We start from the raw sequence: 23,723 nt of genomic DNA, 5'->3' as shown, positions 1-23,723 counted from the left end.
TTTTCTCCTTTTTAAAGATAGATATAAGTCATAATAACATTTACAATAGCCGCTACAAGCATAGGAATAGCTGTTCTTTTAACCACGGCAAAAGGACTTACTCTTGCAATAGCTGAGATAGCTAAGATCGCTGGTGCAATAGGACTAACACATCTTCCAAAGCCCGTCATGATTTGAATCGGTGCTATCATAGTGATAGTTTCAACTCCAAAGTGTTTTGCTATATTTGGGATAAGTGGAGCAAAGCTAAAAAATGCCGCATTTCCTGAACCCATTAAGAAAGCACAAACTGCAAGTAAGATTGAAACGGCGATAATAATAGCCAAAACTCCAAATCCTGCATTTTTGCAAAATTCTATTAAAGTATCTACAAAACCTACAGATAAAAGACCACTTGCAAATACTTGACCACAAACGATGAGTGAAACTGTGATAACAAATAAATGTCCCATTCCTTTAAAGAAAATCATCATAGAATTAAGAGTTTCTACTATACTTTTATAGCGTATCATTTCAAAAATAATAGCCACAAAAGTTGAAATCACCATTGCTACTGGAACATTCATTTTAATTGCAGTGCTAGCAGCTGCTTTAACTTCTTCAGCGCTACTTATTCCCATTAAAACCAAGATGCTATCAAGCACGGAACTAAATCCTAGGATTAAAACCAAAGGAATTATAGGTAAAATCGCATAAATTCTAGGAGGCTTTTTAAGTTCTTTTTCTTTACCTTCATTTTCATTTAGTTCTTTTTCAATTTCTTGTGCATTGAAGACAAAATTATCTTTTTTGTCAAAAAATTTATTGCAAAGATATATTGCAATACCTACAGCTATAATGATAGGCAAGGTTGTAGGGAGTTGATAATGAACAAAATAAATTGCAGGATCAACTTCAGCTACTTTTGACGCCATGATCACATTTCCACTTCCAGGTCCATGATCGATATATTGACAAATAGCAATCACATTTAAGGCAGAAAGTTTTGAAACACCAGAGCGTACAAGTATAGGATACATAGTAACCATAAGTAAAAGTGCCAAGCCTGCGTGAGAAGGGATGAAAAGAACTAAAAATTGCACGATAAAATAAGCAACTATGAGTAAAACATAAGGAGATTTTACGGCTTTTAAAGGTTTTTCAAAAACTTTAAAAAGTGCATAAGAAGCCCCTACATGATCCATATAAGCAGAAAAACCTGCTATAGTCATAAGTGTAAGTCCAAGCCCTGCTAATGTACTTGACATGGTTTGATTAAAAACTTGAAAAATATCAAAAAAACCTAAATTTAAAGAATCTTTGGTAACAATGTGTGGAGAAAGTCCAAAAATAGCAGCTAAGGAAAGTAAAAGCAAGCCACTTAAAAGCAATGCCATGTGAGCATTGATTTTTTTATAAAGCATAAAAACAAGTAAAAAAACACTAAATAAAGAAAAAACAATACCTAGCATATTTTATCCTTTTTGAGCGATGATCTCTATCTCTACTTTAGCTTTTTTTGGTAGATCTTTTACTGCAAAAGCACTTCTTGCTGGATAAGGAGCTTTAAAAAATTCAGCATAAATTTCATTAAATGCTACAAAATCATTAATATCAGCTAAAAAGCAAGTGGTTTTAACCACTTTATCATAACTAATACCATTTTCTTCTAAGATAGCACCGATATTTTTCAAAGATTGTTTGGTTTGTTCTTTGATATCATAGCTTTCTATTTCGCCTGAATCAGGGTTGATAGGAAGTTGTCCTGATATAAATAAAAGTCCATTTACTTCTCTGTAAGCTGAGTATGGACCAATGGCCTTTGGATAGTTTGACATGAATTCTCCTTTGTTAAATATAGATTAAGCAGAATGCATTTTATCACTACAATAATAATTTGTCAATAGTTTATTATTATAATAATAAAATTTTATTTTTAAGAAATGTTTTAAAGTATAAAGAGTAGAATTTAATATTATATTAATTTTTTATTGAAGGCAGTTTTATGGATGAGGGACAAAAACAACAATTTATAAAGTTGACATATTTTTTAGGAGAAGTTTTAGGTGAGCAATATGAGATAGTTTTTCATGTAATTACTGAAGATGGAGCTTATATTGCGGCAATTGCTAATAATCACATTAGTGGGAGAAGTTTAGATTCTCCCTTGACTGCTTTTGCAAGTGAGCTTATGCAAAATAAAAAATATTTAGAAAAAGATTTTTTATGTGATTATAAGGCTCTTGTTGGAAAATCAAAATTAATTAGAGGATCTACTTTTTTTATTAAAAATCATGACAAATTAGTAGGTATTTTGTGTATCAATCATGATACTAGAATTATGAGAGATTTAATATGCAAGATGATTGATTTAGAAAAAATTGGAGATATGGGTGATATTTTAGGAAATATTAGTTTTTCTCAAAATGATTCAAGTATAGAAACATTAAGTCACTCGATAGAGGATATTTTAGTTCAAAGCGTAGATTCTAGTTATTTAAATTCTGATTATCAATTAAGCATTACTCAAAAAGAAGAAATTGCTGAAAAGCTATATGAAAAAGGTATTTTTAATATAAAAGGGGCGGTTCCTATCGTAGCAAAATTTTTAAAAATTTCAGAACCTAGTGTCTATAGGTATCTGAAGAAATTTAAAAAATAACTAAAATTTTTTGATAAATTTTAGTATTTTTAGGCTTATTTTCTTTAAAAAATTATTTTTAGATTTTTTGAGTAAAAATTCTGCCACATCTTTGCGTCCAAACATAATAGCAAAAGTATAAGGTGTCATTCCTAAACCATTGTTTTCGTCAATATTTGCTCCATATTTAACTAAAAGTTCACACATAGGTAAATATCCTTTAAAACAAACTCCTGCTAATGGGGTTTGTCCACGATCGTTTTTTTCATCTACTTTTGCACCTTTTTCTAAAAGCATTTTAGCACTTTCATAAGAATTATTATAAGCTGCAAGCATAAGCAAGCTATCTCCTTTATGAGTTTTTAAATTTACATTTAAACCTGCTTCTATCATGATTTTAAGATTTTCGCATTCATTATTTCTTGCAAAATTAAAAGCCATTTTGCAAAGCTCTTCAAATCTTTTTTCTTCTTCTAAGCTAAGAGTTGTCATTGTTTTTCCTTAATTATTATAATCTTTAGTTTGCCACCAAAAGTGGCAAGTAAAAATTATTTTTCTAAAGCTTTTTTAATTCCTATTGCATAATCAGGTGAAATTTTTTCAAAATGTTCTAAAGCTCTAGTGATAATTTTTTCATCAACTCCCTCCATAGAAGCGGCGATATTATGAAAAAGTTGAGTTTTTTGATCATCATTCATAAGATTAAATAAAGCTCTTGGTTGAGTATAAAAGTCATTATCTAGTGGAGCATATCTTTGTGCTACGCCTTCTAAGACTAAATCAGGTTCAAGATAACTTTTGTCTTCTTTTGGGCTATTATCATAGCTGTTTGGTTCATAATAAGCTGCATCATTTTTATAACTATCAAAATTCATAGCACCAGCGACATTGTAAGTATTCACTTCGCTTTTTGCACGATTTACGGGCAAAAGATGATAATTAGTTCCTATTCTATATCTTTGTGCATCAGGATATGAAAAAATTCTAGCTTGCAACATTTTATCAGGGCTAAAGCCAATTCCAGGAACGATATTGCTTGGACTAAAGGCAGCTTGTTCAACTTCATTGAAATAATTTTGAGGATTTTTGTTTAGAATCATTTCGCCTATATCCATCAAAGGTACAAGACTATGAGGCCAAATTTTTGTTAAATCAAAAGGATTAAATCCAAGTTTTTCTATATCTTTTTCAGCAAGAATTTGAACTTGAACTTTCCATTTTGGAAAATCTTTATTTTCTATAGCATTATAGAGATCTCTTTGATGGCTTTCTCTGTCTTTTGCTATAAGCTCAGCAGCTTCTTGGTTGGTAAGATTTTTAATCCCTTGTTGGGTTTTAAAATGGAATTTCACCCAAAATCTTTCATTTTTATCATTAATAAAACTATAAGTATGGCTTCCAAATCCATGCATATGACGATAACTTGCAGGAATTCCTCTATCACTCATAAGAATGGTTACTTGATGTAAGCTTTCAGGACATAAACTCCAAAAATCCCAAGTAGCATTATTGCTTCTTAAATGTGTTCTTGGATCTCTTTTTTGAGTATGGATAAAATCAGGGAATTTATAAGCATCACGGATGAAGAATGTCGGAGTGTTATTTCCTACCAAGTCCCAGTTTCCTTCTTTGGTGTAAAATTTAATAGCAAAACCTCTCACATCGCGTTCAGCATCTGCTGCACCTGCTTCACCTGCTACTGTTGAAAAGCGTAAAAATAATGGAGTAACTTCGCCTTTTTGAAAAATTTTAGCTTTGGTATAAGCACTTAAGTCTGCTGTAATTTTTATTTCGCCATAAGCTCCACTTCCCTTAGCATGAACGGTTCTTTCTGGAATTCTTTCTCTATTTTGATGAGCAAGTTTTTCAAGTAAAAGATAATCTTGCATAAGTAAAGGTCCTTTTGCGCCTGCGCTTAATGAATTTTGGTTATCGGCTATAATGTTTCCAAAATCGTTAGTCAATTTTTTCATTGTTTTCTCCTAAATAATAAAATTTATTAATTAGTAAATTATATCTATTAAAAATTAAAATTAACTGAATAATTGCATTTTATTGATAATAAATTTCAAAATAAATTTAGTTTTTTTATATTATAATAATAATTATCAAAATATATTTTAAAAATCACAAAGGAGAATTTATGTCAGTTTTGGTTATTGGTGCAGATGAAATCACTCCTATTAGAGCTGTTTTACATGATTTAGGTGCTAAAAAAATAGAACACTGGGATGCGCGTAATGAAAATAGAGTTAATCGCAAGCCGATTCCTTGTGATACAGAATGTATAGTAATGTTAACAAGCTTTTTAAATCATAATACTATGAAAAAAATCAAAAATGAAGCTAAAAAGCGCAAAATTCCATTAGTTTGTGCAAAAAGAAGTGTAAGTTGTGTGTATTGTGAATATTGTAAAATTTTTAATCTTAATAAAGAATTTTCTTGCTATAAAGGTTAAAGATGTTATTTGGATTTGATGATAAGCGAGAATTTATACCGCAAATTTATCGCTATTTAAACAATCAAGAACTTATGTTGACTTTTTTAACTCAATATAATGCGAGTGTTGATAGCGCTCTAAAAATTCCTCTTTTATATGCAAAAAATACCAAGAGTTTAAAAATGATATTTGGAAATTTTTTACATGATATAATGCATGTTTCATTTGGTAAGATTCAAAATATAAATATCAAGTTTAATACATACGCTTTCTATTTTCAAAAAAGAAAAAGCTTGATTTTTAATACTAAAATATCTAAGAATATCGATCTTTTAAGACTTTTAAGAATTTATCTTTATGGTATTTGTTTTGATGCGCAAATTTTATTTAGCTCTTATGTTTATGATAAGGTTTCTTTTCAAAATAATGGAAAAAATATAGATCAAGATGGTAATCTTATTATAATAGATAAGAAATTTGCAATTTTACCACTTTGCAAAGAGATTAATACGCATAATTTAAAAATTGAAAATGAAATTCATGGATTATTGAATTTAATAAAAGAAAACAATTTTGAAAAATTTTATATTGTTTGTCCACGTAACAAAAATTTCACACATTTTATTGAAATAAAACATTTTTTGTGTGATTTAAACAAAACTATGTTAAAATTAGTTCCGTATAAAATATCAAATCAAATTATAAGGAGAAAATAATGTCAGTAGCAGTAATCTATGGTAGTGCTATGGGAAATACAGAAGGAGCGGCTAATACAATTGCTTCAAAACTTGGAATTAGCGATGTTTTTAATATCTCAGATATTGATGCGGCTAAAATGAATTCTTACGATAAATTAATTTGTGGAACTTCAACTTGGGGAAGTGGTGATTTACAAGATGATTGGGATGGTTTTGATTTTTCAGGGCTTAGTCTTGGTGGAAAAACTGTAGCTGTATTTGGTATGGGTGATAGTGAAAGTTATTCTGACACTTTTTGTGGCGGCATGGGTAAATTAGCTCAAAATTTAAAAGATGCAGGTGCAAATTTGGTAGGAGAAGTTTCAACTGATGGTTATACATTTGAAGCAAGCGATGCGGTTGTAGATGGTAAATTTGTTGGACTTGCTCTTGACAATGATAATCAAGAAGATCAAACTGAATCAAGAATTGATGCTTGGATAGAACAAATCAAACCTTATTTTGCTTAATAATTCTTAAAATCAAGAGTTTTTATACTCTTGATTGTCTTTTCTTAAAAATAAAAAAAACTCACTATTTGATTTATAATTTTATTTTCTAAAGATAATTGACAGCGTTCTTTATTTCCAAGATAATCTGTTCTAGCAAGAAGACTTGTTTTTTGAGAATTGTGATTTTTAGAGTTGATTTGTAAATTAACTTGCATAGTATAGTAGTTTTCTACCATCCATTCTCCATCACTTTCCAAAGGATCAAAATCATAAAAAAATCTTGCTGAAGTTGTGATTTTTTGGGCATAAGAATGCTTTTTCATATCTATAAGATTGATTAAAATTTCATAATCTGCATTCTCTTTTACTTCTTTTAAGCCTAAATTTTTAAGTTTTAAAGCCAAATCTCTATCCAAAGTAGTTCGAAGTTGACTAGGATTTTGAAAGGAAATTTTAAAACTTTGTTGTTTTTGTGATCTGATAAAAATGCCTTCATTACTTGTTTGAATAAAGCTTTGCATGAAAGTTGCATTGGTGCAAGCACTCATAAAGAGTACTATAAAAAAGCTTACAATTAAAGTAATTTTAGACATTAGATTTATTTAATAATAGTTGGAGTAGCACTAAGACCTAATGAGCGATATTTTTCATATAAAGAAAAAACTTCTTTTAATTCTGCATCGCTTACTTTTGGATAATTTTTGATATTTGCATCATAGTATTTGTTTAAAATTGCGATTTTTTCTTTATCATTTTTTGCTTTTTTTGCTTCCTTGTAGATTAGAGCGGATTTTTCAAAAGCAGATTTTCCATGTACTGGAGTTAAAATATAATTAACTTGATAGTTTTTAAGTTCATCATCAATTTGAGCTAAATGTTCTCTACAATAAGGGCATTCAGGATCTGAAAAAACATAAATTGCAGGTTTATTTTTATCTCCCAAAGCTATTACCATGGTTTCTTTTTGTGCTACAGCTTTAGCATTTTTTGTAAAATTTTCTCTTGCTTCTTGAAATTTTTTCATTTCATATTCTTGAGCATAAGAAATTCCCGTTTTCAAGTCGATAAGATCAGGGGTAATAAGACTATCTTTTGTAAAAAGAATGTTTTCTTGTTTTTGTCCATTTAATTCAACGCTTACAATAACACTTTCAAAACCCGTATTACCAACCTTTTGACGATTTGATACACTAACGGTAGCATTTGGAAATTGTGCTTTAATGCTTTTTGAATAAAAATCACTAATTTCTGAATTACTTGCAGCAAACAAAGATGCTGAACAGGCAAGAATTAAACTTAATTTTTTCATAGTTTATAAATCCTTTAAATAAATTATGTTTAATTCTATAATGATTTTCTAAATGTTTGTTAAAAATCTTTTTTCAGCTTCTTTGCTTACTTGAGGAAATTTGTCTAAGTATTCTAAATAAGCAATAGCATATTTTCTTGAAAGATTAAAATATTCTTTCATACTTTGCACATCAAGACTTTGATTTTTTAATAAATTTAAACATTCTTGCATAAGTTTTTCAAGAGCTTGTTTTTCTATAAAAAGATTATGTGAAAGTCTTACAACCAAGCCTTTTTGGGTAAGTTTTTTGAGTATATTATCTCCGCTTTTTCTATCAAGTTCTAAAAAATCATAAAGATTATAAGGAGCTTCGGGTTTAATGCCTTGTTTTTTTAAAATTTCATATAATTGATTATTATTTTTTTCTTGAAGTTTTTCAAAATCTATGCCTTTTTTAAAATAAATTCCATTTTGAAAATCCAATAAATTTGACATTTCTTTAAGTCCGAGTTCGCAAAAATTTTCACTTGCCCAAGTAATCCTTAAAGTTAAAGAATATGCTGAAAGCATGGCATAAGGATTTTTTTCAAGTATGAATTTGATGAAATTTTTAATTTCTTCTAGACTTTGTAAATGATATACATTAAGATTTTTTTCATCGACAAATACTTGATTTAATTCTTTTGCTAATTTCAATGCTTTTTGATGGGAAAGTTTAAATCTTTGATAGCTTGAAAGCAAACCAAAGCCGTATTTGTGTGCGTCTTTTAAGAAAGAAAAAGCCGCTTTAAAATCTTTATTTTTCAAAAACATTAAAAATTTATTTTTTTGTTCTTTTTTTAAAGGTTCGCTTAAAGGATTTAAAACCTTACCACCGCCTATAACACGATTGTTTTGTAATAAAATAAAAGCCTCATCAAAACTTAAAAATACATTTTTATCAAAACTAAAATGCACAAAAAATTCATCATTTTCTAGTTTTTTTAATATATTTATTTTGCATTCTATTTGTCTTGAACCCACGCAAAAAATCATTTTGCTATTTTGTAAATTTTTTGCTTTAACTAAAGCATCGCATTCTTTAAAGGCTTTAAAATAACCTTTTTTACTTAGTAAATAACCTTTTTTCAACTCTTTATAATCACAATTTAAACTTAAAGCCACACGGTTACAAGCTTTGATTTGCTCTAAATTAGTATCGTGGTTTTGTATATTTTTAACAATGAGTTCTTTTTGAGTGTCTAAGCAGATGATTTTTTCATTTAAAGTGATACTTCCTTCATTAAGACTGCCTGTAACGACAGTTCCTATGCCTTTTAGAGAAAAAACTCTATCGATATAATAATGAAAAATCAGTTCTTCATCGTTTTCTTTGTTTTCTATGGTATAAAGATAATTTTTTAATTCTTCTATGCCCTGATTATTTTTTATACTGGTGTGAAATACTTTTAAAATGGGATAATCTAAATTTTTTAACTCTTCTAAAATTTCTACACTTTTTTGCTCTATATTTTCACAAAGATCGCATTTGCTAAGCACTAAAATGATATTTTTAATATCAAGAATTTTTAAAATTTCTAAATGTTCTAAACTTTGTTCTTTTAAACCTTCGTTAATATCTACGACAAATAAACAAACACTAAAGCCAAAAGCTCCACTTACCATAGTTTTAACCAAATCTTTATGTCCTGGAACATCGATAAAAGAAATGTTTTTATCTTTTAATTTAAGATTTGAAAAACTTAAATTAATGGTGATTTGTCTTTCTTGTTCTTCTTTTAAACTATCGCCTTCAAAACCATTTAAAGCTTTAATGAGTGAAGTTTTTCCATGATCAATATGTCCTGCAGTTCCTATAATAACAGATTTCATAAGTTTTCCATTTGATTGATTGTAAGAATAAGTTTTTGAAGTTCATTTTCTCGTATAGTTCTAAAATCAAGAACAAATTCATCATTTTCAATGCGTCCTATAATATTTTCTTTTCTAAATCGAGTTTGTAGTTTTAAAGCATCTCCTTGAAAAGTTAGTATATAAGTATCTAAACTTTTATCAGGCATAGAACCTCCTCCTACTAAACTTTTGCTTTTTTTAAGCTGGGTTTGAAAAATTAATTCTTTTTGCACTCTTAAAGCTTTTTTCTCTATAAAGGATAAGTCATCATTTAAAAGTTTTAAGGTAATAATTTTTTCATAATCTTTTTGTAAATAAGCTTTTAAGCTTTCGTTTAAAAAAGATAGGGTTAATTTATCCACTCTTAGCATTCTTAAAAGTTGATTTTGTTTAAGTTTTTCTATGAGTTCTTTTTTTCCAAGTATAATGCCCGCTTGTACGCTGCCAAAAAGTTTATCTCCGCTAAAACTTAAAATATCACATTCTTGCACGAGTTTTCTGATTTTAGGTTCATTCTTAATCAGCTTTTCATTTAAATTTTCACACCAGCCAGAACCTAGATCATAATAACTCAAAAGCTCTTTTTCTTTTGCTAGTTCATGTAGATCTTTTATATTTACTTCACTGTGAAAACCCATAAGAGCGAAATTAGACTTGTGGGTTTTTAAAATTAGAGCGGTATTTTCATTGATAGCTTGTTTATAGTCTTTTAAGTGTGTTTTATTACTAGTTCCAACTTCGCAAAGCTTTACACCTGCAGCTTTTATCACTTCAGGCACACGAAAACTTCCGCCAATTTCTACAAGTTCTCCTCTTGAGCTTATGACTTCTTTATCATAACAAAGAGAATTAAGCACTAAAAAAACTGCCGCAGCGTTGTTATTGACCACTAAAGCATCTTCACATTCAAAAAGCATTTTAAGTTTTTCTAGTACCAAAGCATAGCGAGAGCCTCTTTTTCCATTTTCTAAATCAAACTCTACATTAGAATAATTACAAATGATATCTTTACACGCTTCATAAAGTTCTTCATGGATTACACTTCTACCAAGGTTTGTGTGTATAACCACTCCGCTTGCATTAATCACACTTTGTAAATCTTTGCGGTAAAAAGTTTTGATTTCTTTTTTGATTTCTAAAAGTAGTTTATCTTTAGAAATTTCATCTTGGAAAAAATTTTCTTTTAGTTTTGCGACAACTTTTTTACAAAAAAATGCTTTGATATAAAAAGGATAGGATTTTAAACTCTCATCTTCAATAAGAGTGTTAATTTGTGGAAAAGTTCTAAATTTGTTCATCTTAAGCCTTAAGAAAATATTTGGTTATTTTAACATAGAATTTATAAAATGATGTTTTAAAGAGATTAAGGAAGACAATGCAAGATTTTGTTTATATAAAAAATGATGTTTTAATCCCTTTGCCTGATGCTATTGAAATTTTAGATCAGGCAAATGATAAAGAAGCATTAATTTGCAATGATAAAAATCAAAAAGCACAAATTTATGCCCCTGAGATTAATTTTTATCTTAAAAATTCTCAAGATGAAATTTTAGAGCAAAGTAAAAATGTTTTAACGCTTTATGAAGCAAGAGCTAGCGTTTATGATTTGGGGCTTGATTTAGAACAAAGCAAAGAAGTGCAAAATCGTTTGATTGTCGCAGATGGTGACGCTCAAACTGTAGAGTTTTTAAAAGAACATGAATTTAAGGTTATTGCTTTAAGCAGTGCAGAAATTTTAGCTGTTTTTGGAAGTGTAGGGGAGCTTTGTGCTGTGGTTAAAAATCAAGGCGAAGAAGTGGAAATAGATTTTGATTTTTTACTTTTTAAAGCTGAGGATTTAAGCGTTGTGCGTAAAGATTTTACAAGACAAAGTGGATGTTATAATCTTTTAAATTTTGAAAATCTTGAAGTATTGTTTGAGTTTTTGCAAAGCAAAAGTCCAAAATATCATTATAAAACTTATATTAGCTATAATGCTAGTGTGTGTCAATACCACGAAAGACGCAGTGAGCATTGTGCAAAATGTGCTGAAATTTGTCCTACTGTGGCGATTTTAAAAGATGATGAAAACAAACATTTGGAATTTTCTCAAGTGGATTGTTTGGGTTGTGGAGGATGTATTAGCGTGTGTCCTAGCGGATCGCTTGATTATGCTCCTATGCCAAGAGAAAGTTTCTTTACCCTTTGTGAGTTTTATAAAGATAAAAAAATTTTAATCATTCCTAAAAAAATGTCTTTAGAAAATTTAAATCTTGCTTTACCAAAAGATGTTTTACCCTTTATGATAGAGGGTGAAAAATGGCTTTCTTCTATGCATTTTTTAACGCTTTTGCAAAATAGTGGAGCAAATTTGGTTTTTTATACGGATTTTGTATCTCGTGGTAGCAACGAGGCTATTGTACTTTTAAATACTTTTTTTGAGAGAAAATTTCAAAAAAAAGCTATTTTTGTTGCTAAAGATGAAAAAGAATTGCAAAATGTTTTAAAAGAGCAAGAATTCATACAAGATTTAAAATATGATTTTCATAATAACACCTTAACTACAAGAGAAAATTTTGCCAAAAGAATGCAGGAAATGATAAAAAATGAAGATTTTGGCAGTATGGAAAGTGGCGAATGGTTGCGTTATGGTAAGGTAGAAATCAATCCTAACACCTGTACGCTTTGTCTTTCTTGTGTGGGTGCCTGTAATGTAGGAGCTTTAATCGCTGATAAACAAGAAAATGCTTTGAAATTTAATGCTTCTCTTTGTACGACTTGTGGGTATTGTGAGTTAAGTTGTGCTGAAAAAGATACTTTAAAATTATTTCGTAGTGGAATGGAGTTTAGAGCTTCTTATTTTGAATATCAAACCATGGCAAAAGATGAGCTTTTTGCCTGTATAGAATGTGGTAAAGAATTTGCGACCAAAAAAGCCGTAGAAAAAATAGCCAATTTAATGAAACCTAAATTTGGTAATGATGAGAATAAAATCAAAACACTTTATTGCTGTGCAGATTGCAAGGCAAAAGTGATGATAAAAGCAATGGGTTTTGCGGGGCAAAATTAGATTTAGATCTTAATTTTGCCTTCTAATTCTTCTTTATTTGTAAGTTTGCTATCAAATTTAACAACAAGATTTTTAGAGTTTTTATAAATATCTACAACCCCTAAATTTTCACTAAAAGTACTGAAATTTAAAGGCGTTTCTAAAGGTAGATAAAGGTTTTTAAAATCAGCTGGATTTTTTAAGAAGAATAATGCTACAAGCCAAATTAGAGCTAAAATTACTAAAATAATAGCTAAAAGATTTAAGGCATCTAGATGCAAAAATATCCCCCCGATAATACCACCTGTAAAACTTCCGCCATATCCAAAAGCATTAAACAATCCTAATGCTGCGCCTTTTTCATGAACTTTACAAAATTTTGATGCACAACTTTGCATAATAGGTTCGTGTAAATTAAAACCTATAAAAAAAATCACAACTGCTGTAATAAAAAAATCCATAGAATTACTAAAAGCAAAGAAAAGATAAGAAAGTATGAAAAAAACAATTCCTAAGAGTAAAATTTGTTTAGCTAAACCTCTTTTTTCGCCTAAACTTCCAGCAAAGCCCATAGCGATAAAACCTGCTACCATAGAAGCGCTATAAACAATCCAAAGTTTATCAGAAGCAAAGCCTAAATGTTTTACTAGGATGATAGGAATACTTAAAAATGCTATACTCATAAGCATTTTTTGCATGAAATTAGTAAGATTCATAAGGGCTAAATTTTTTTGTTTAATAAGATGAAAAAAAGGAGTTTTTTCATTTTCATGAGTGATTTTATTTTCTTTAGGTACAACGGTATAAAGTAAAATTATACATAAAAGAGACAAAGCCGCACTAAGATCAAAAAGGCTAGATAAACCCCATTTTGCACTCATTAAAGGAGAAATTACCATAGAAGCTGCAAAACTAAGTCCTATAAAAGAACCCATTACCGCCATGGCTTTACCACGATTTTCTTCTGTGATAAAATCACTTATCATTGCCGTAGCTACTGCTCCAATAGCTCCTGCACCTTGGAGCATTCTCCCTAAAAGCATGGTGTAAATATTTTCTGCAAAAGAGCAGATTAAAGAGCCTATTATAAAAATAATCAGTCCAATGAGCATGGTTTTTTTACGACCAATTTTATCACTTAAAATCCCAAAAGGCATTTGTAAAATCATTTGGGTTAAGGCGTAAACACCAACTAAAAGTCCCACTAAAAATTCATTAGCACCTTCAAGTTTTAAAGCATAAAGGCTTAAAACTGGCAAAACTATAAAAAGCCCAAAAAATCTTGTTCCAACTATGAAAGATAAGGGTAAGACATTATTTAGCATTATCAATTTCCTATTAAATTTGAAATTTAAATTAGGATAATTTTACTATGAAATGGATTAAGCATTGATTAACATCGTTTTACCATTTTGTATTTAAAAGCTACGCACAAGGATAAATTTTATAAAATCATATTTTTGTTTTTGATATTATTTTGGAGCTTTTGTTATGAAGATTATCCTAGCTACGAGCAATAAACATAAAGTTTTAGAACTTAAAGAAATTTTAAAAGATTTTGAAATTTATGCTTTTGATGAAGTTTTAATGCCTTTTGAGATTGAAGAAAATGGAAAAACTTTTAAAGAAAACGCCTTGATTAAAGCAAGAGCGGTTTTTAATGCTTTGGATGAAAAGCAAAAAAAAGATTTTATCGCTTTAAGTGATGATAGTGGCATTTGTGTAGATGTTTTAGAAGGAAATCCAGGAATTTATTCTGCTCGATTTAGCGGTAAGGGCGATGATAAAAGTAACCGTGATAAACTTGTCAATGAAATGATAAAAAAAGGTTTTAAACAAAGTAAGGCATATTATGTTGCTGCTATTGCTATGGTAGGTTTGATGGGGGAATTTAGTACGCATGGAACCATGCATGGAAAAGTAATAGATACAGAAAAAGGTGAAAATGGTTTTGGTTATGATAGCCTTTTTATTCCAAAGGGTTTTGATAAAACCTTAGCCCAGCTTAGCGTGGATGAGAAGAATAATATCTCTCATCGTTTTAAAGCTTTAGAGCTTGCAAAAATCATTTTAAAGATTTTAAATAAAGGATAAAAATGAAAAATTTTTTAAAATATATAGCTATTATTGTTTTAATATATGCTCTTTATGTTGGTTTGGAAACTTGGTTTTCTTAGAATAAATAGTGATTAAAAAGCTTGGCAACAAGAACAAACTTCCACTTAAAAGCAAAATCATTACAAAAACGGTTAAAATTCCAAAATAAATTGTTGGAATAAAATTGCTACTCATCATAACACTAAAACCTAAAACTATGCTAATGGTAGTATAATAAAGTGCCGAACCTATACTAAGGTGAGAAATCATAATGGCTTCTTCTAGGCTTTTGTTTTTAATTTCTTCTCTAAAACGATAAATATAATGTATAGCATCATCAACGCCTATGCCTATAGCAATAGCAGCTATAGTAATACTCATCATATCCAAAGGAATACCTAAAAGCCCCATAAGAGCAAAAACCACACTTAAAGGAATAACATTTACCAATATAGCCGCAACTGAAAATTTTAAATCTCTAAAAACAATGATAAAAAGTATAAAAATAGCTAAAATTACAAATATAAGAGTATCAAATTGCGATGAAAAAAGACTTTGGAGCATATTATTATAAAGCACCATTATGCCTGTGATTTGAACTTCTACTCCATCATTTTTTACAAGCTCGTTGAGCTGTTTTTTAAGATCTATTAAAAACTCATTACGTCTTAAATTCGGATCAGAATCAACAATACGCATGCTAAATCTTAACTCGTTATTTTCTATACTTACAAAAGGTGAAAGCAAGTCTTGTTTAAATTTGGCAGGCAAATTTTCATTTAAAAACGCAAGGGCAAAATCATCCAACTCTTTTCCATCGTTAATATTTTTCCCTAGGGTTAAAAGACTATTAAGACTTAAAACCGAACCTACAAATTCTTTGTTTTCTAAAAATTCATGAACTTTTTTTGCAATGCGTGTTTTTTTAGAGTCAAACCAATAAGTTTCTTGTGTGGCTAAATTTTCAAATTCACTTTCAAAACTATCAAGAGTATCGCTTGCATTTTGATCGTTTTTATTATTTGGAAAACGAATGATCACTTCTAAAGGTAAGGTTCCACCTAGATTTTTATCAATAACCAAAAGTCCTTTTTTGATTTCACTACCATCTTTGAAATAATTGACAAAAGAATTTTCAACTCTGAGTTTTGAAATGCCTATTAAAGCTAAGATTATAGCAAGAACTGAAATTTCATAAATCATGCGACGCTTTTTAGGATCAAGAGCGGTTTTGGCGCAAAAGGCTAAAAGATTAAATTTAAACTCTTTTTTATGATAATTTTTTGGTTTTAAAAGAACTAAGATACTTGCTAAAAACAAATAACTAAAGATAAGAGCTAAACCTATACCTATACTCATCATAATGCCAAGTTTTATGATAGGTTCGATATTTGATAGGATTAAAGAAAAAAATCCTATCATCGTTGTAACAATGGCATAAAGGCTAGGATTTGCTTTCGCTAGTAAGGTTTCAAGCACTATGCGCTCAACTTTAGCTTTGGGATGATTTTGGGTGCTTTCGATAAAATGCGTGATCAAATGAACAACTACACTTAAGGTGATAATTAAAACCAAAGCAACGTAATTTGATGAAATAACCGTGATTTGAAAATTTAAAAGCGCAAAAACTCCACTAGCCGCACTTAAGCTTATAAAACAAATAAAAAGAGGTAAAAAAACAAAGCGCCATGAGCGGAAAAAATAATAAAGTGCAAGTCCTAGTAAAAATACAAGAGAAACACCATAAAGCACAAGATCAGATTTTATATAAGCTATCATATCATCAGCGATCATGCTTACGCCACCAAGGTAGAGCGTATCTTTATTTTTTTCATAATTTCGAACTATGCTTTTAATAGTATCTAGACTTTGTTTCGTGATAACTTTTTGCTTGTCTTGATGTTCTTTTATGGCAAGACGAATTTGATCTTTTTCTTTTTCATCGGTAGCAAGATCGCGTTTTTCTATAAGATTATTATAAACTGTATCAGGCTTTAAGTAAATAATAAGCCCTGTTACTTTTCCATCTTTTGAGATGATATTATTTTTATAAAAGGGACTATTTAAAATTTCATTTTGGGCTTTTGTGCGGTTTATATCTTGGCTTTCTATATTTGGGATATTTTTTAAAAGTTCTTTTAAATCCGTATTTTGCGAACTTTGAAGCAAAGGGGCATTGATGATACTAAAAACGCGTTCTACTAAAGGGGCTTTTTCTAATTCTTCATGAAGTTTTTTTAATTTGGCTAAATTTTCATTTGAAAAAGGTTTTTCATCATAGGGTTTGAAGGCTAAAAGTAAAAAATTATCACTTTTATAATGTTTTGAAATTTCTCTAAAAGTTTTTAAATCTGCATCATCTTCTAAAAGTAAACTTTCAGCACTTGCATCTACGCTAAGCTTAAAAGCAAAAAAGCTTAAAAACAGGCATATAAACAAGGTTCCAAAAAAAGTACTTTTTGGACGAGAAATAAAAAACTTTAAAAGCTTTGCAAACATTATTCTATGACAATACTCTCAAGTTTTTGAAGTAGGGCATCAAAGCCTTGGTTGGCTAAAATATCTCCAAATTGTGATCTATAAGTTTGTACTATACTCACACCTAAAACATCTACATCATAAACAAGCCAGTTGTTATTATCATTGTAAAATTTGAAAATGATATTTTTTTCTTCCCCATCTACTACCATAGAAGTGGTTAAAAAATAGCGTTTTTCATTTTTTAACTCACCATTTTTGACCTTTAAAACCTGATCTTTATAAAGACTGAGTTTATCGGTAAAACTTTTTTTAAGACTTGCTTCAAAGGCTGTGGTAAATTTTTCTTGTTCTTTTGGGGTTAATTTAGAATAATTTTTCGAAAGACTGAGTTTTGCCATGAGTTTATAATCTATTATGCTATCAAAAAGTTTAAAAATTCCATCAGCAGCTTGTTTTTTGTCTTCTTTGCTATCTTGTAAAAGTTTTAAGCTTGCATCAATGTTTTTTTGCATAGTACTAGAAATTTCATCTAGCTGTAAGGCAAAAGCATTAAAAAATAAAGCCAAGATTAAAAATATTTTTTTCATTATTTTCCTTTATTTGCTAAGTTCATTGCGTCTTTGCTCGTAAGCATCACGCAAGAATGGATATAAATTAGGCGTGTTGTGATAAATTTCATCAATTTCATCAAGTCTAAAACTAAGTTCATTACCAAATCCATAAGCACTTATAGCTATACTTGCCCAAGTAGGATCAATGTAAGCAGTAAAACTTGCATACCAAGTTGCAGGTAAAGCAAGAGTATCTCTAAGATTACTAGGGCCGAGTATAGGCAAGACAATATGAAAACCGCTTCCTACACCCCAGTGAGCCAAAACGGTTCCTAAGTCCGCGGGATGTTTTTTAAGACCCATTTTTGATGCCACATCCATAAGTCCACCAAAGCCCATAATGGTATTGGCGGTAAATCTTTTAAATTCTTCTCCCGCTTCTTCAAATTTAAACTGTAAAATATTGCCTACAAAACGCAAAGGAGCAAGTAAATTATCAAAGAAATTTCTTACCCCTAATCTTATAAATTCAGGAGTGATAGTGTTATAGCCTTTAAGAACGGGACGCAAACCATAATCATACAAAGCCACATTAAAACTTGTCATAGCTTTGTTATATCCTGAAAGTGGATCGTTTACTTGATAGTTTTGGTATTCTTGTTCGAAATCATCTAAATTTTGTTCTTTAGCAAAAGCAAAAATAGCAAAAAAAATTAAAATAAAAGATATAAATTTTATTCTCAAGCAAAAACTCCTAAAAATTATATAAAGTAAAATTATAGCAAATTTTTAATCAAGGTTTATATCCCAGTAAAAATCCACCCATTCAGTAGCTTCTTTTACTTTAAAATCAGGCTCTAAAAGAGCGGTTTTTTTGTAAAAAATGGTTGTAATTTTAAGTTCTATATGAGGAAATTTTTCAAGCAAAACTTTTTTTATTTCTGCTAAACTTTCTCCACTATCTACTATATCATCAATGAGTAGAATTTTTTTGTGCTTGCTTAAATCAGGAATGTTAAAAATTTCAATAGTATCAAGTTTTTTTGTATCATCGTAATGAATTGAGTTTAAAGCAAAAAGTTGACGCGTTTTTAAAGCCACTGCTAAAGAGTGTCCTAAACTCATCCCCCCTCTTGCTATAGCTAAAAGTGCATCAGGGTTAAAATCTTTTTTAATTTCTTTAGCAAGAATTTTTACATCTTCTTTAAATTCTTCATAGGAGTAAAATATCATTATATATCCTTATTTATTGTAGTGCCATAAGTAAAAAATTACCCAAAGATAATAAACTTAAAACTATAATGCCAAGATTGATTTTATCCCATTCGCGTTTAAAAATTCGTACAAGTAAATAAGAAAGAAAACCAAAAGCAAAACCTGTGGTGATGGAGTAAGTAAAAGGCATCATGATAATAGTAAAAAAGCTTGCTACAGCTATAGCACTATCTTTAAAATCTATATTTTTAACTTCCATAAACATTAAAATTCCAACCATTACAAGTACGGGGTATATTGCGTTTGCAGGAATGGCTTTAAAAAGTGGCAGTAAAAAAAGTGTAAAAGCAAAACAAATAGCTACAACTAAAGCTGTAAGCCCAGTTCTTCCTCCGCTTTCAACCCCTGTAGTGCTTTCAACAAAGGCTGTAACTGTAGAAGTGCCTGTCATAGCTCCTAAGGCTGATCCTGTTGCATCTGCCATTAAGGTTTTGCTTAGTTTTTTTTCTCCATTTTTAGGATCATCAAAAATCTTTCCTCTTTCACCCACACCTGTGATAGTTCCTATGCTATCAAAAAGTTGAGTGATAAAAAAAGTAAGAATTATAGGTATCATAGTAATATTTAAGGCGCTTTTGATATCAAGTTGTAAAAAGATGGCTCCTAAACCATTTTCCATGCTAAAATTTGGCCAAGAAAAGATTTGCACAGGAAAACTTGCATTGTCTAAATGGAAAATCCAAGCAATAATAGAGCTTGCTAATACCCCCAAAATAAAAGCTCCGCGAAGTTTTATAGCCCAAAAAAAGATGATTAAAGCTAGAGTGAAAATTCCAAAAAGCACATGAGGGCTTTTGAAATTTCCTATGCTGACTAAGGTATCTTTATTATGCATTATCACACCCATTTGACTTAAGCCTAAAAATGCAATAAAACAACCTATGCCCGCACAAATTGCAAGGCGTAAATCTTTTGGGATATTGCGGATTACCCAAAGGCGAAAATGCGTAAAAGAAAGTATGAGAAAAATAATACTTGAAATAAAAACAGCTCCTAAGGCACTTTGCCAAGCTATGTTTTGACCTAAACAAACCGCAAAGGTAAAATAAGCATTTAAACCCATTCCTACACTCATAGCTACAGGAGTATTGGCAAAAAAAGCATTAAAAGCACTTGCAACTATGGTAATTAAAGCTGTTGCGGTGATTAAAGCTTCTATAGGCATTCCTGTATTTCCTACTATGCTAGAATTTACGGGGATAATGTAAACCATAGCTAAAAAAGTAGTAAGTCCTGCTATAACTTCGGTTTTAAAACTCGTATTGTTTTCTTTGAGTTTAAAAAAGCTCATTTTTTCTCCTTAGTAGGTTTTTAGCTCATTGTATAAACTATCGCGTTCTACAGGAATAAGATTTGAAGTTTTTATCATATCGATAAAAGTTTTTAAACTTGTGCCTTTGGCGGACTTTGCACCACCTGCGCTTTGTATACTTTCTTTTTCTATAGTGCCGTCTAAATCATTAGCTCCAAATTCTTGTGCTACCATGGCTAAATTTAAAGTCATTGTTGCCCAGTAAGCTTTGATATTTTTGATATTATCAAGCACTAAACGAGAAATGGCAATGGTTTTTAAAATTTCTTCACTATCCATGATTTTATCAGTTTGTATAAAGCTATTATCCCTTTGCCAAACTAGAGGGATAAAAGCATTAAATCCACCAGTTTGATCTTGAAGATCACGCAGTCTTAACATATGATCGATCCTGTGATGTCTTTCTTCTATATGTCCAAAAAGCATGGTAGCATTACTTTGCTTGCTTTTTTCATGCCAAAGTTTATGAATTTTAAGCCAATTTTCACTGCTAACTTTTCCATGACAAATTTTCTTACGCACTTCTTCATCAAAAATTTCAGCTCCACCGCCTGGAATGGAATCAACGCCGTATTCAAGCATTTTTTCTATCACTTCTTCATAACTCATTTTAAAACGACGATGTAAAAAATCAATTTCAGCAGCAGTCATAGCTTTTACATGAAGATTAGGATATTTTTCTTTTATCATTTTAAAAATTTCTAAATACCACTGCCAAGTTGTATCTTTGTTGTGAGCTGAAACGATATGCACTTCTTTGGTTTCTCGTTTTACAGTTTCATCGACGATTTTCATGATTTCTTCATGAGTCATCAAATAAGGATTAGGATTTTTTCGGTGCGCTGAAAAGGCGCAAAATTTACAGGTATCTGCACAGATATTAGTTGGGTTGATATGGCGATTGATATTAAAATAGACTTTTTTTCCATGAAGTTTAGTGCGTTTTTTGTGAGCGTATTTGCCTAAGGTAAAAAGATCTAGATCCCAAAGTGCATTGGCTTCTTCTTGGTTTAATCTTTCTTCATTTTCTAGTTTGGTGATTAAATTTTTCATTTTAATTTTACTCTTTTGCTGTTTTTAAATAAAGCATTATAATTTTTGCTTACTGAAAAAGAGTTTATAGAAAAAGCCAAAATAAAAGATATTTTTGTTAAGATTATTATTAAGATATTAAAATTTTAAAGAGAGTAGAAATTTTGTTAAATAAAGAATTAGAAATTTTTAAAAAAAATCTTAGTTCCTATACCCAAAGTTGTAGAAAATTTTTTCTTAAGCAAGGGGCGTTTAGCTTATATCATTCTAAAAATATGGATAATTTCATAAAAAAAGCTTATGATATAGTTCTTAAAGATTATTTTGATGATTTTTCACCTCCAAGTGATAATATCCCTTTTTGTGTTTTAGCAAGCAAAGCATATGCAAATAATAGTCTTTGTTTTAATGAAAGTATTTCTTTGATTTTTGTTTATAAAGATATTAAGGCTTTTCATTTAAAACCTATGATTAAGGCTTTTATCGAAATTTTAAATGATGCGCATTTGCAAATTGATTCGGTTATCTTAGAATTTAATGGACTTTATAATGCTAGCAATGAGCTTAAGACTTCTATAATACAAACTCGTTTCATATGTGGTTCTAGGATTTTATTTAAAGGGATTAAGATAAAATTTGAGAGTATTATAAAAGAAAATAAAAATGATTTTGCCAAGCTTTTACTAGAAAATTTTAAAGAATTTGACATTCCATTTATAAAGCAAGAATTTAATATCTTAAAAGATTTTGGCGGATTAAATCATTTAAGATCCTTAGAGAGTTTGCTTGTTCTTTTTAAGACTTCTCCAAAAAATTTTGCTTTAAATTTTATAGATGAAAAAAATTTAAGCGAGTTGCGTTTAGCTGGAGATTTTTTACTTTCTTTAAAATCAGCGATGAATTTATTAAGTGCTAAAGATGAGGATGAATTTTTACTTATTAATGTTCATGATTTGAGTGAGTTAATGTATAAAAAAGCTAAAAAACATTTTGGAGCAAATGAGTTGTTGGTTCAAAAGGCTTTGCAAAGTATGCATACTATAGGTTTTTATACGCACTTTTTAGCAAAGCAAATTCAAGATGGATTAAATCATACTCTTAAACAAGAATATAAATTTAAAACTCTTGTGGAAATTTTAGAATACTTATTAAAACTTGAAGATAAACATGTTATTTTCGATCTTAACTTGGTTTTTGCCCTAAGAAGATTAAAATACGGTAAAAAAGATATAGAAAAAGCTTTAATACTTTTTGAGAAAATTTTTTATAAAAGGCATAGTTTTTGTGTTTTAAAACTTTTGCTTGATAGTGGAATTTTAAAAGATTTATGCAAGCCTTTTTGGACAGTTCGTTTTTTAAGCGATGAAGAAGGAAATTATAGTTTTGATGAGCAAGTTTTTCTTATGTTAAGTGAATTTGAAAAATACGAAGATGAGCTTGAGATACTCCAAAAACTTAAAACCGATGAAAAAATGATTTTAAAGCTTGTGATACTTTTAAGCGCTATAGAAAGTGAAAATGAAATTTCTTTAGCAGGCATATATAGAGCGTATTGCTCTAAATTTGATTTAAAGAATGAAATTTTAGAATGGGGTCTTAAGATATTTAAAAACAATAATGCCTTAAAAGATCTTGTAGAAAAAGAAGATATATACAATCCTATTGTTGTAAGTAGCTTGGTTTCTAAGCTAGAAAATTTAGAAAATTTAGAGCTTTTATACACTTTAACTTGGCTAAAGGCTAAGGCTTTAAATTATAATGCTTTTTATTTTAGAGTTCTTGATAAACTTTTAGAAAATGCAAAACAAGGTTTTGAAGATGAAAATCTACTTGAAGAAAGCGCAAGAAGAGTAAAAAAAGAATTAACACTTAAAAGAAGTAAGATTTTTTTAGAGCAAGATGAAATTTTGCAAGATAAAATCATACATATCAAATCAAATCTTTTTATTATAAAAAATACTTTTGAAGATATTGTTATGATTTCTAAATTAGCCAAAGAAAATGATTTTAAATTTTGGTTTAGTAATGAAACAAATCTTAGTTTGCAAATTGTTGCACCACTTCATTTTAATATTGCCATTATTTTAAGTTCTTTAACAAATTTAAATCTTATTTTCATGAATTTTTTTGAACTTTTTGATGATAAAATTTATTTAAGATTTGAATATGATAATATTATCAGCGATGAGCAAAAACTAAAACTTTGCGAGCTTTTAAATTCAAATCTTTCTGGTTTTAATTTGAAAAAAATTAAAAAGCCAATCATTAAAAAAGATGAGTTAAAATTAGACTTAAACTATTCTAAAATGTATGCCAAATTAGGTCTTAATACCAAAGATCAGCAGGGTTTAATGGCGTATTTGATGAATGTTTTTAATGAACTTGAACTTGTTTTATGTGCAGCAAAAATTCAAACCATAAGACAAAGGACGCGTAATATTTTTATTTTTCAAAAGAATGAAAAATTAGAACATAGCGAGCAAAAGTTAGTTAATTTATTAATAAGTGAGTAAC

The 23,723-nt window shown here is 29.4% G+C and carries 22 protein-coding genes; 7 read left to right on the top strand and 15 right to left on the bottom strand.

Going from position 1 to position 23,723, the window contains the following annotated elements; all coding sequences use genetic code 11:
- Positions 1-11: 11 nt before the first annotated feature.
- A complete protein-coding gene (dcuC, locus tag SR62_RS06790; protein ID WP_002892897.1) occupies positions 12-1,451 on the bottom strand; it encodes a C4-dicarboxylate transporter DcuC in 1,440 nt (479 codons plus the stop codon).
- A 3-nt stretch (positions 1,452-1,454) separates the two neighbouring features.
- Positions 1,455-1,817 (bottom strand): RidA family protein, encoded by a 363-nt coding sequence (locus SR62_RS06785; protein WP_002892898.1) that lies wholly within the window; start codon positions 1,815-1,817, stop codon positions 1,455-1,457.
- A 167-nt stretch (positions 1,818-1,984) separates the two neighbouring features.
- On the opposite strand from SR62_RS06785, the gene SR62_RS06780 reads away from it, so the two are divergent.
- Complete coding sequence (locus SR62_RS06780) at positions 1,985-2,641, top strand: transcriptional regulator (RefSeq protein ID WP_147502318.1); 657 nt, start codon at positions 1,985-1,987, stop codon at positions 2,639-2,641.
- Here SR62_RS06780 and SR62_RS06775 read toward each other — a convergent pair whose 3' ends face one another.
- Complete coding sequence (locus tag SR62_RS06775; protein ID WP_002858381.1) at positions 2,642-3,112, bottom strand: Cj1386 family hemin-binding protein; 471 nt, start codon at positions 3,110-3,112, stop codon at positions 2,642-2,644. It abuts the gene before it with no gap.
- A 56-nt stretch (positions 3,113-3,168) separates the two neighbouring features.
- On the bottom strand, positions 3,169-4,593 hold the full coding sequence (locus SR62_RS06770) for a catalase (protein ID WP_002892899.1): 1,425 nt from the start codon (positions 4,591-4,593) through the stop codon (positions 3,169-3,171).
- Between the two features lie 170 nt (positions 4,594-4,763).
- Between SR62_RS06770 and SR62_RS06765 the strand changes: the two genes are divergently transcribed.
- The 3 genes from SR62_RS06765 to fldA are packed head-to-tail and all read left to right on the top strand — an operon-like array spanning position 4,764 to position 6,267.
- Positions 4,764-5,078, top strand: coding sequence for a DUF2325 domain-containing protein (locus SR62_RS06765; protein WP_002855637.1), 315 nt, complete (start codon positions 4,764-4,766; stop codon positions 5,076-5,078).
- A 2-nt stretch (positions 5,079-5,080) separates the two neighbouring features.
- Complete coding sequence (locus SR62_RS06760) at positions 5,081-5,776, top strand: hypothetical protein (protein ID WP_002892901.1); 696 nt, start codon at positions 5,081-5,083, stop codon at positions 5,774-5,776.
- Positions 5,776-6,267 carry a flavodoxin FldA gene (gene fldA, locus SR62_RS06755; RefSeq protein WP_002859666.1) on the top strand — a complete coding sequence of 164 codons (492 nt, stop codon included), beginning with the start codon at positions 5,776-5,778 and terminating at the stop codon, positions 6,265-6,267. The genes SR62_RS06760 and fldA overlap by 1 nt, the downstream gene beginning before the upstream one ends.
- Before the next feature lie 44 nt (positions 6,268-6,311).
- Here fldA and SR62_RS06750 read toward each other — a convergent pair whose 3' ends face one another.
- Genes SR62_RS06750 through selA form a run of 4 tightly spaced genes read right to left on the bottom strand, consistent with a single transcriptional unit; the run spans position 6,312 to position 10,731 of the window.
- The gene (locus tag SR62_RS06750; RefSeq protein WP_032604013.1) at positions 6,312-6,842 is read right to left on the bottom strand and encodes a hypothetical protein; all 531 of its coding nucleotides are present in this window, start codon (positions 6,840-6,842) and stop codon (positions 6,312-6,314) included.
- A 5-nt stretch (positions 6,843-6,847) separates the two neighbouring features.
- Complete coding sequence (locus SR62_RS06745; protein WP_002855861.1) at positions 6,848-7,558, bottom strand: thioredoxin fold domain-containing protein; 711 nt, start codon at positions 7,556-7,558, stop codon at positions 6,848-6,850.
- Between the two features lie 48 nt (positions 7,559-7,606).
- Complete coding sequence (selB, locus tag SR62_RS06740) at positions 7,607-9,412, bottom strand: selenocysteine-specific translation elongation factor (protein ID WP_002892903.1); 1,806 nt, start codon at positions 9,410-9,412, stop codon at positions 7,607-7,609.
- Positions 9,409-10,731: an L-seryl-tRNA(Sec) selenium transferase gene (selA, locus tag SR62_RS06735; RefSeq protein ID WP_002892905.1), complete on the bottom strand. Its 1,323-nt coding sequence runs from the start codon at positions 10,729-10,731 to the stop codon at positions 9,409-9,411. Before selA ends, selB begins: the two co-directional genes overlap by 4 nt.
- 77 nt (positions 10,732-10,808) lie before the next feature.
- Between selA and SR62_RS06730 the strand changes: the two genes are divergently transcribed.
- Positions 10,809-12,482: a 4Fe-4S dicluster domain-containing protein gene (locus SR62_RS06730; RefSeq protein ID WP_002892906.1), complete on the top strand. Its 1,674-nt coding sequence runs from the start codon at positions 10,809-10,811 to the stop codon at positions 12,480-12,482.
- 2 nt (positions 12,483-12,484) lie between these two features.
- On the opposite strand, the gene SR62_RS06725 is transcribed toward SR62_RS06730, so the two are convergent.
- The gene (locus tag SR62_RS06725) at positions 12,485-13,786 is read right to left on the bottom strand and encodes an MFS transporter (RefSeq protein ID WP_002892908.1); all 1,302 of its coding nucleotides are present in this window, start codon (positions 13,784-13,786) and stop codon (positions 12,485-12,487) included.
- A 166-nt stretch (positions 13,787-13,952) separates the two neighbouring features.
- On the opposite strand from SR62_RS06725, the gene rdgB reads away from it, so the two are divergent.
- The gene (gene rdgB, locus SR62_RS06720; RefSeq protein ID WP_002853680.1) at positions 13,953-14,555 is read left to right on the top strand and encodes an RdgB/HAM1 family non-canonical purine NTP pyrophosphatase; all 603 of its coding nucleotides are present in this window, start codon (positions 13,953-13,955) and stop codon (positions 14,553-14,555) included.
- Between the two features lie 30 nt (positions 14,556-14,585).
- Here the strand turns inward: rdgB and SR62_RS06715 are convergent, their stop codons facing one another.
- From SR62_RS06715 to mqnE, 6 genes are read right to left on the bottom strand one after another with little or no spacing between them, the layout of a single operon-like run.
- A complete protein-coding gene (locus tag SR62_RS06715; RefSeq protein WP_002858465.1) occupies positions 14,586-17,057 on the bottom strand; it encodes an efflux RND transporter permease subunit in 2,472 nt (823 codons plus the stop codon).
- On the bottom strand, positions 17,057-17,626 hold the full coding sequence (locus tag SR62_RS06710; protein ID WP_002892910.1) for an ABC transporter substrate-binding protein: 570 nt from the start codon (positions 17,624-17,626) through the stop codon (positions 17,057-17,059). Before SR62_RS06710 ends, SR62_RS06715 begins: the two co-directional genes overlap by 1 nt.
- Positions 17,627-17,635: 9 nt before the next feature.
- On the bottom strand, positions 17,636-18,334 hold the full coding sequence (locus SR62_RS06705; RefSeq protein ID WP_002859657.1) for a VacJ family lipoprotein: 699 nt from the start codon (positions 18,332-18,334) through the stop codon (positions 17,636-17,638).
- Positions 18,335-18,379: 45 nt separating this feature from the next.
- Complete coding sequence (locus SR62_RS06700; RefSeq protein WP_002892911.1) at positions 18,380-18,823, bottom strand: phosphoribosyltransferase; 444 nt, start codon at positions 18,821-18,823, stop codon at positions 18,380-18,382.
- A gap of 13 nt (positions 18,824-18,836) precedes the next feature.
- Entirely contained in the window at positions 18,837-20,156 is a 1,320-nt protein-coding gene (locus SR62_RS06695; RefSeq protein WP_002856518.1) for an NCS2 family permease, read from the bottom strand.
- 9 nt (positions 20,157-20,165) lie between these two features.
- The gene (gene mqnE / locus SR62_RS06690) at positions 20,166-21,230 is read right to left on the bottom strand and encodes an aminofutalosine synthase MqnE (RefSeq protein ID WP_002892913.1); all 1,065 of its coding nucleotides are present in this window, start codon (positions 21,228-21,230) and stop codon (positions 20,166-20,168) included.
- Positions 21,231-21,373: 143 nt separating this feature from the next.
- Here mqnE and SR62_RS06685 point away from each other — a divergent pair, with 143 nt between their 5' ends.
- Positions 21,374-23,722, top strand: a complete 2,349-nt coding sequence (locus SR62_RS06685) for a nucleotidyltransferase (RefSeq protein ID WP_002892914.1) — start codon at positions 21,374-21,376, stop codon at positions 23,720-23,722.
- The last annotated feature ends 1 nt before the right edge of the window (position 23,723 follow it).

It is taken from the genome of Campylobacter sp. 2014D-0258 (assembly GCF_008000495.1).
In the GTDB taxonomy this organism is placed as follows: Bacteria; Campylobacterota; Campylobacteria; order Campylobacterales; family Campylobacteraceae; genus Campylobacter_D; species Campylobacter_D jejuni.
This window is presented reverse-complemented; position numbering and strand designations above follow the sequence as displayed.

Excerpts from the sequence above, each read along its gene's own strand:
- dcuC (WP_002892897.1), bottom strand. The coding sequence starts at position 1,451 with ATGCTAGGTATTGTTTTTTCTTTATTTAGTGTTTTTTTACTTGTTTTT.
- SR62_RS06785 (WP_002892898.1), bottom strand. The coding sequence starts at position 1,817 with ATGTCAAACTATCCAAAGGCCATTGGTCCATACTCAGCTTACAGAGAA.
- SR62_RS06780 (WP_147502318.1), top strand. The coding sequence starts at position 1,985 with ATGGATGAGGGACAAAAACAACAATTTATAAAGTTGACATATTTTTTA.
- SR62_RS06775 (WP_002858381.1), bottom strand. The coding sequence starts at position 3,112 with ATGACAACTCTTAGCTTAGAAGAAGAAAAAAGATTTGAAGAGCTTTGC.
- SR62_RS06770 (WP_002892899.1), bottom strand. The coding sequence starts at position 4,593 with ATGAAAAAATTGACTAACGATTTTGGAAACATTATAGCCGATAACCAA.
- SR62_RS06765 (WP_002855637.1), top strand. The coding sequence starts at position 4,764 with ATGTCAGTTTTGGTTATTGGTGCAGATGAAATCACTCCTATTAGAGCT.
- SR62_RS06760 (WP_002892901.1), top strand. The coding sequence starts at position 5,081 with ATGTTATTTGGATTTGATGATAAGCGAGAATTTATACCGCAAATTTAT.
- fldA (WP_002859666.1), top strand. The coding sequence starts at position 5,776 with ATGTCAGTAGCAGTAATCTATGGTAGTGCTATGGGAAATACAGAAGGA.
- SR62_RS06750 (WP_032604013.1), bottom strand. The coding sequence starts at position 6,842 with ATGTCTAAAATTACTTTAATTGTAAGCTTTTTTATAGTACTCTTTATG.
- SR62_RS06745 (WP_002855861.1), bottom strand. The coding sequence starts at position 7,558 with ATGAAAAAATTAAGTTTAATTCTTGCCTGTTCAGCATCTTTGTTTGCT.
- selB (WP_002892903.1), bottom strand. The coding sequence starts at position 9,412 with ATGAAATCTGTTATTATAGGAACTGCAGGACATATTGATCATGGAAAA.
- selA (WP_002892905.1), bottom strand. The coding sequence starts at position 10,731 with ATGAACAAATTTAGAACTTTTCCACAAATTAACACTCTTATTGAAGAT.
- SR62_RS06730 (WP_002892906.1), top strand. The coding sequence starts at position 10,809 with ATGCAAGATTTTGTTTATATAAAAAATGATGTTTTAATCCCTTTGCCT.
- SR62_RS06725 (WP_002892908.1), bottom strand. The coding sequence starts at position 13,786 with ATGCTAAATAATGTCTTACCCTTATCTTTCATAGTTGGAACAAGATTT.
- rdgB (WP_002853680.1), top strand. The coding sequence starts at position 13,953 with ATGAAGATTATCCTAGCTACGAGCAATAAACATAAAGTTTTAGAACTT.
- SR62_RS06715 (WP_002858465.1), bottom strand. The coding sequence starts at position 17,057 with ATGTTTGCAAAGCTTTTAAAGTTTTTTATTTCTCGTCCAAAAAGTACT.
- SR62_RS06710 (WP_002892910.1), bottom strand. The coding sequence starts at position 17,626 with ATGAAAAAAATATTTTTAATCTTGGCTTTATTTTTTAATGCTTTTGCC.
- SR62_RS06700 (WP_002892911.1), bottom strand. The coding sequence starts at position 18,823 with ATGATATTTTACTCCTATGAAGAATTTAAAGAAGATGTAAAAATTCTT.
- SR62_RS06695 (WP_002856518.1), bottom strand. The coding sequence starts at position 20,156 with ATGAGCTTTTTTAAACTCAAAGAAAACAATACGAGTTTTAAAACCGAA.
- mqnE (WP_002892913.1), bottom strand. The coding sequence starts at position 21,230 with ATGAAAAATTTAATCACCAAACTAGAAAATGAAGAAAGATTAAACCAA.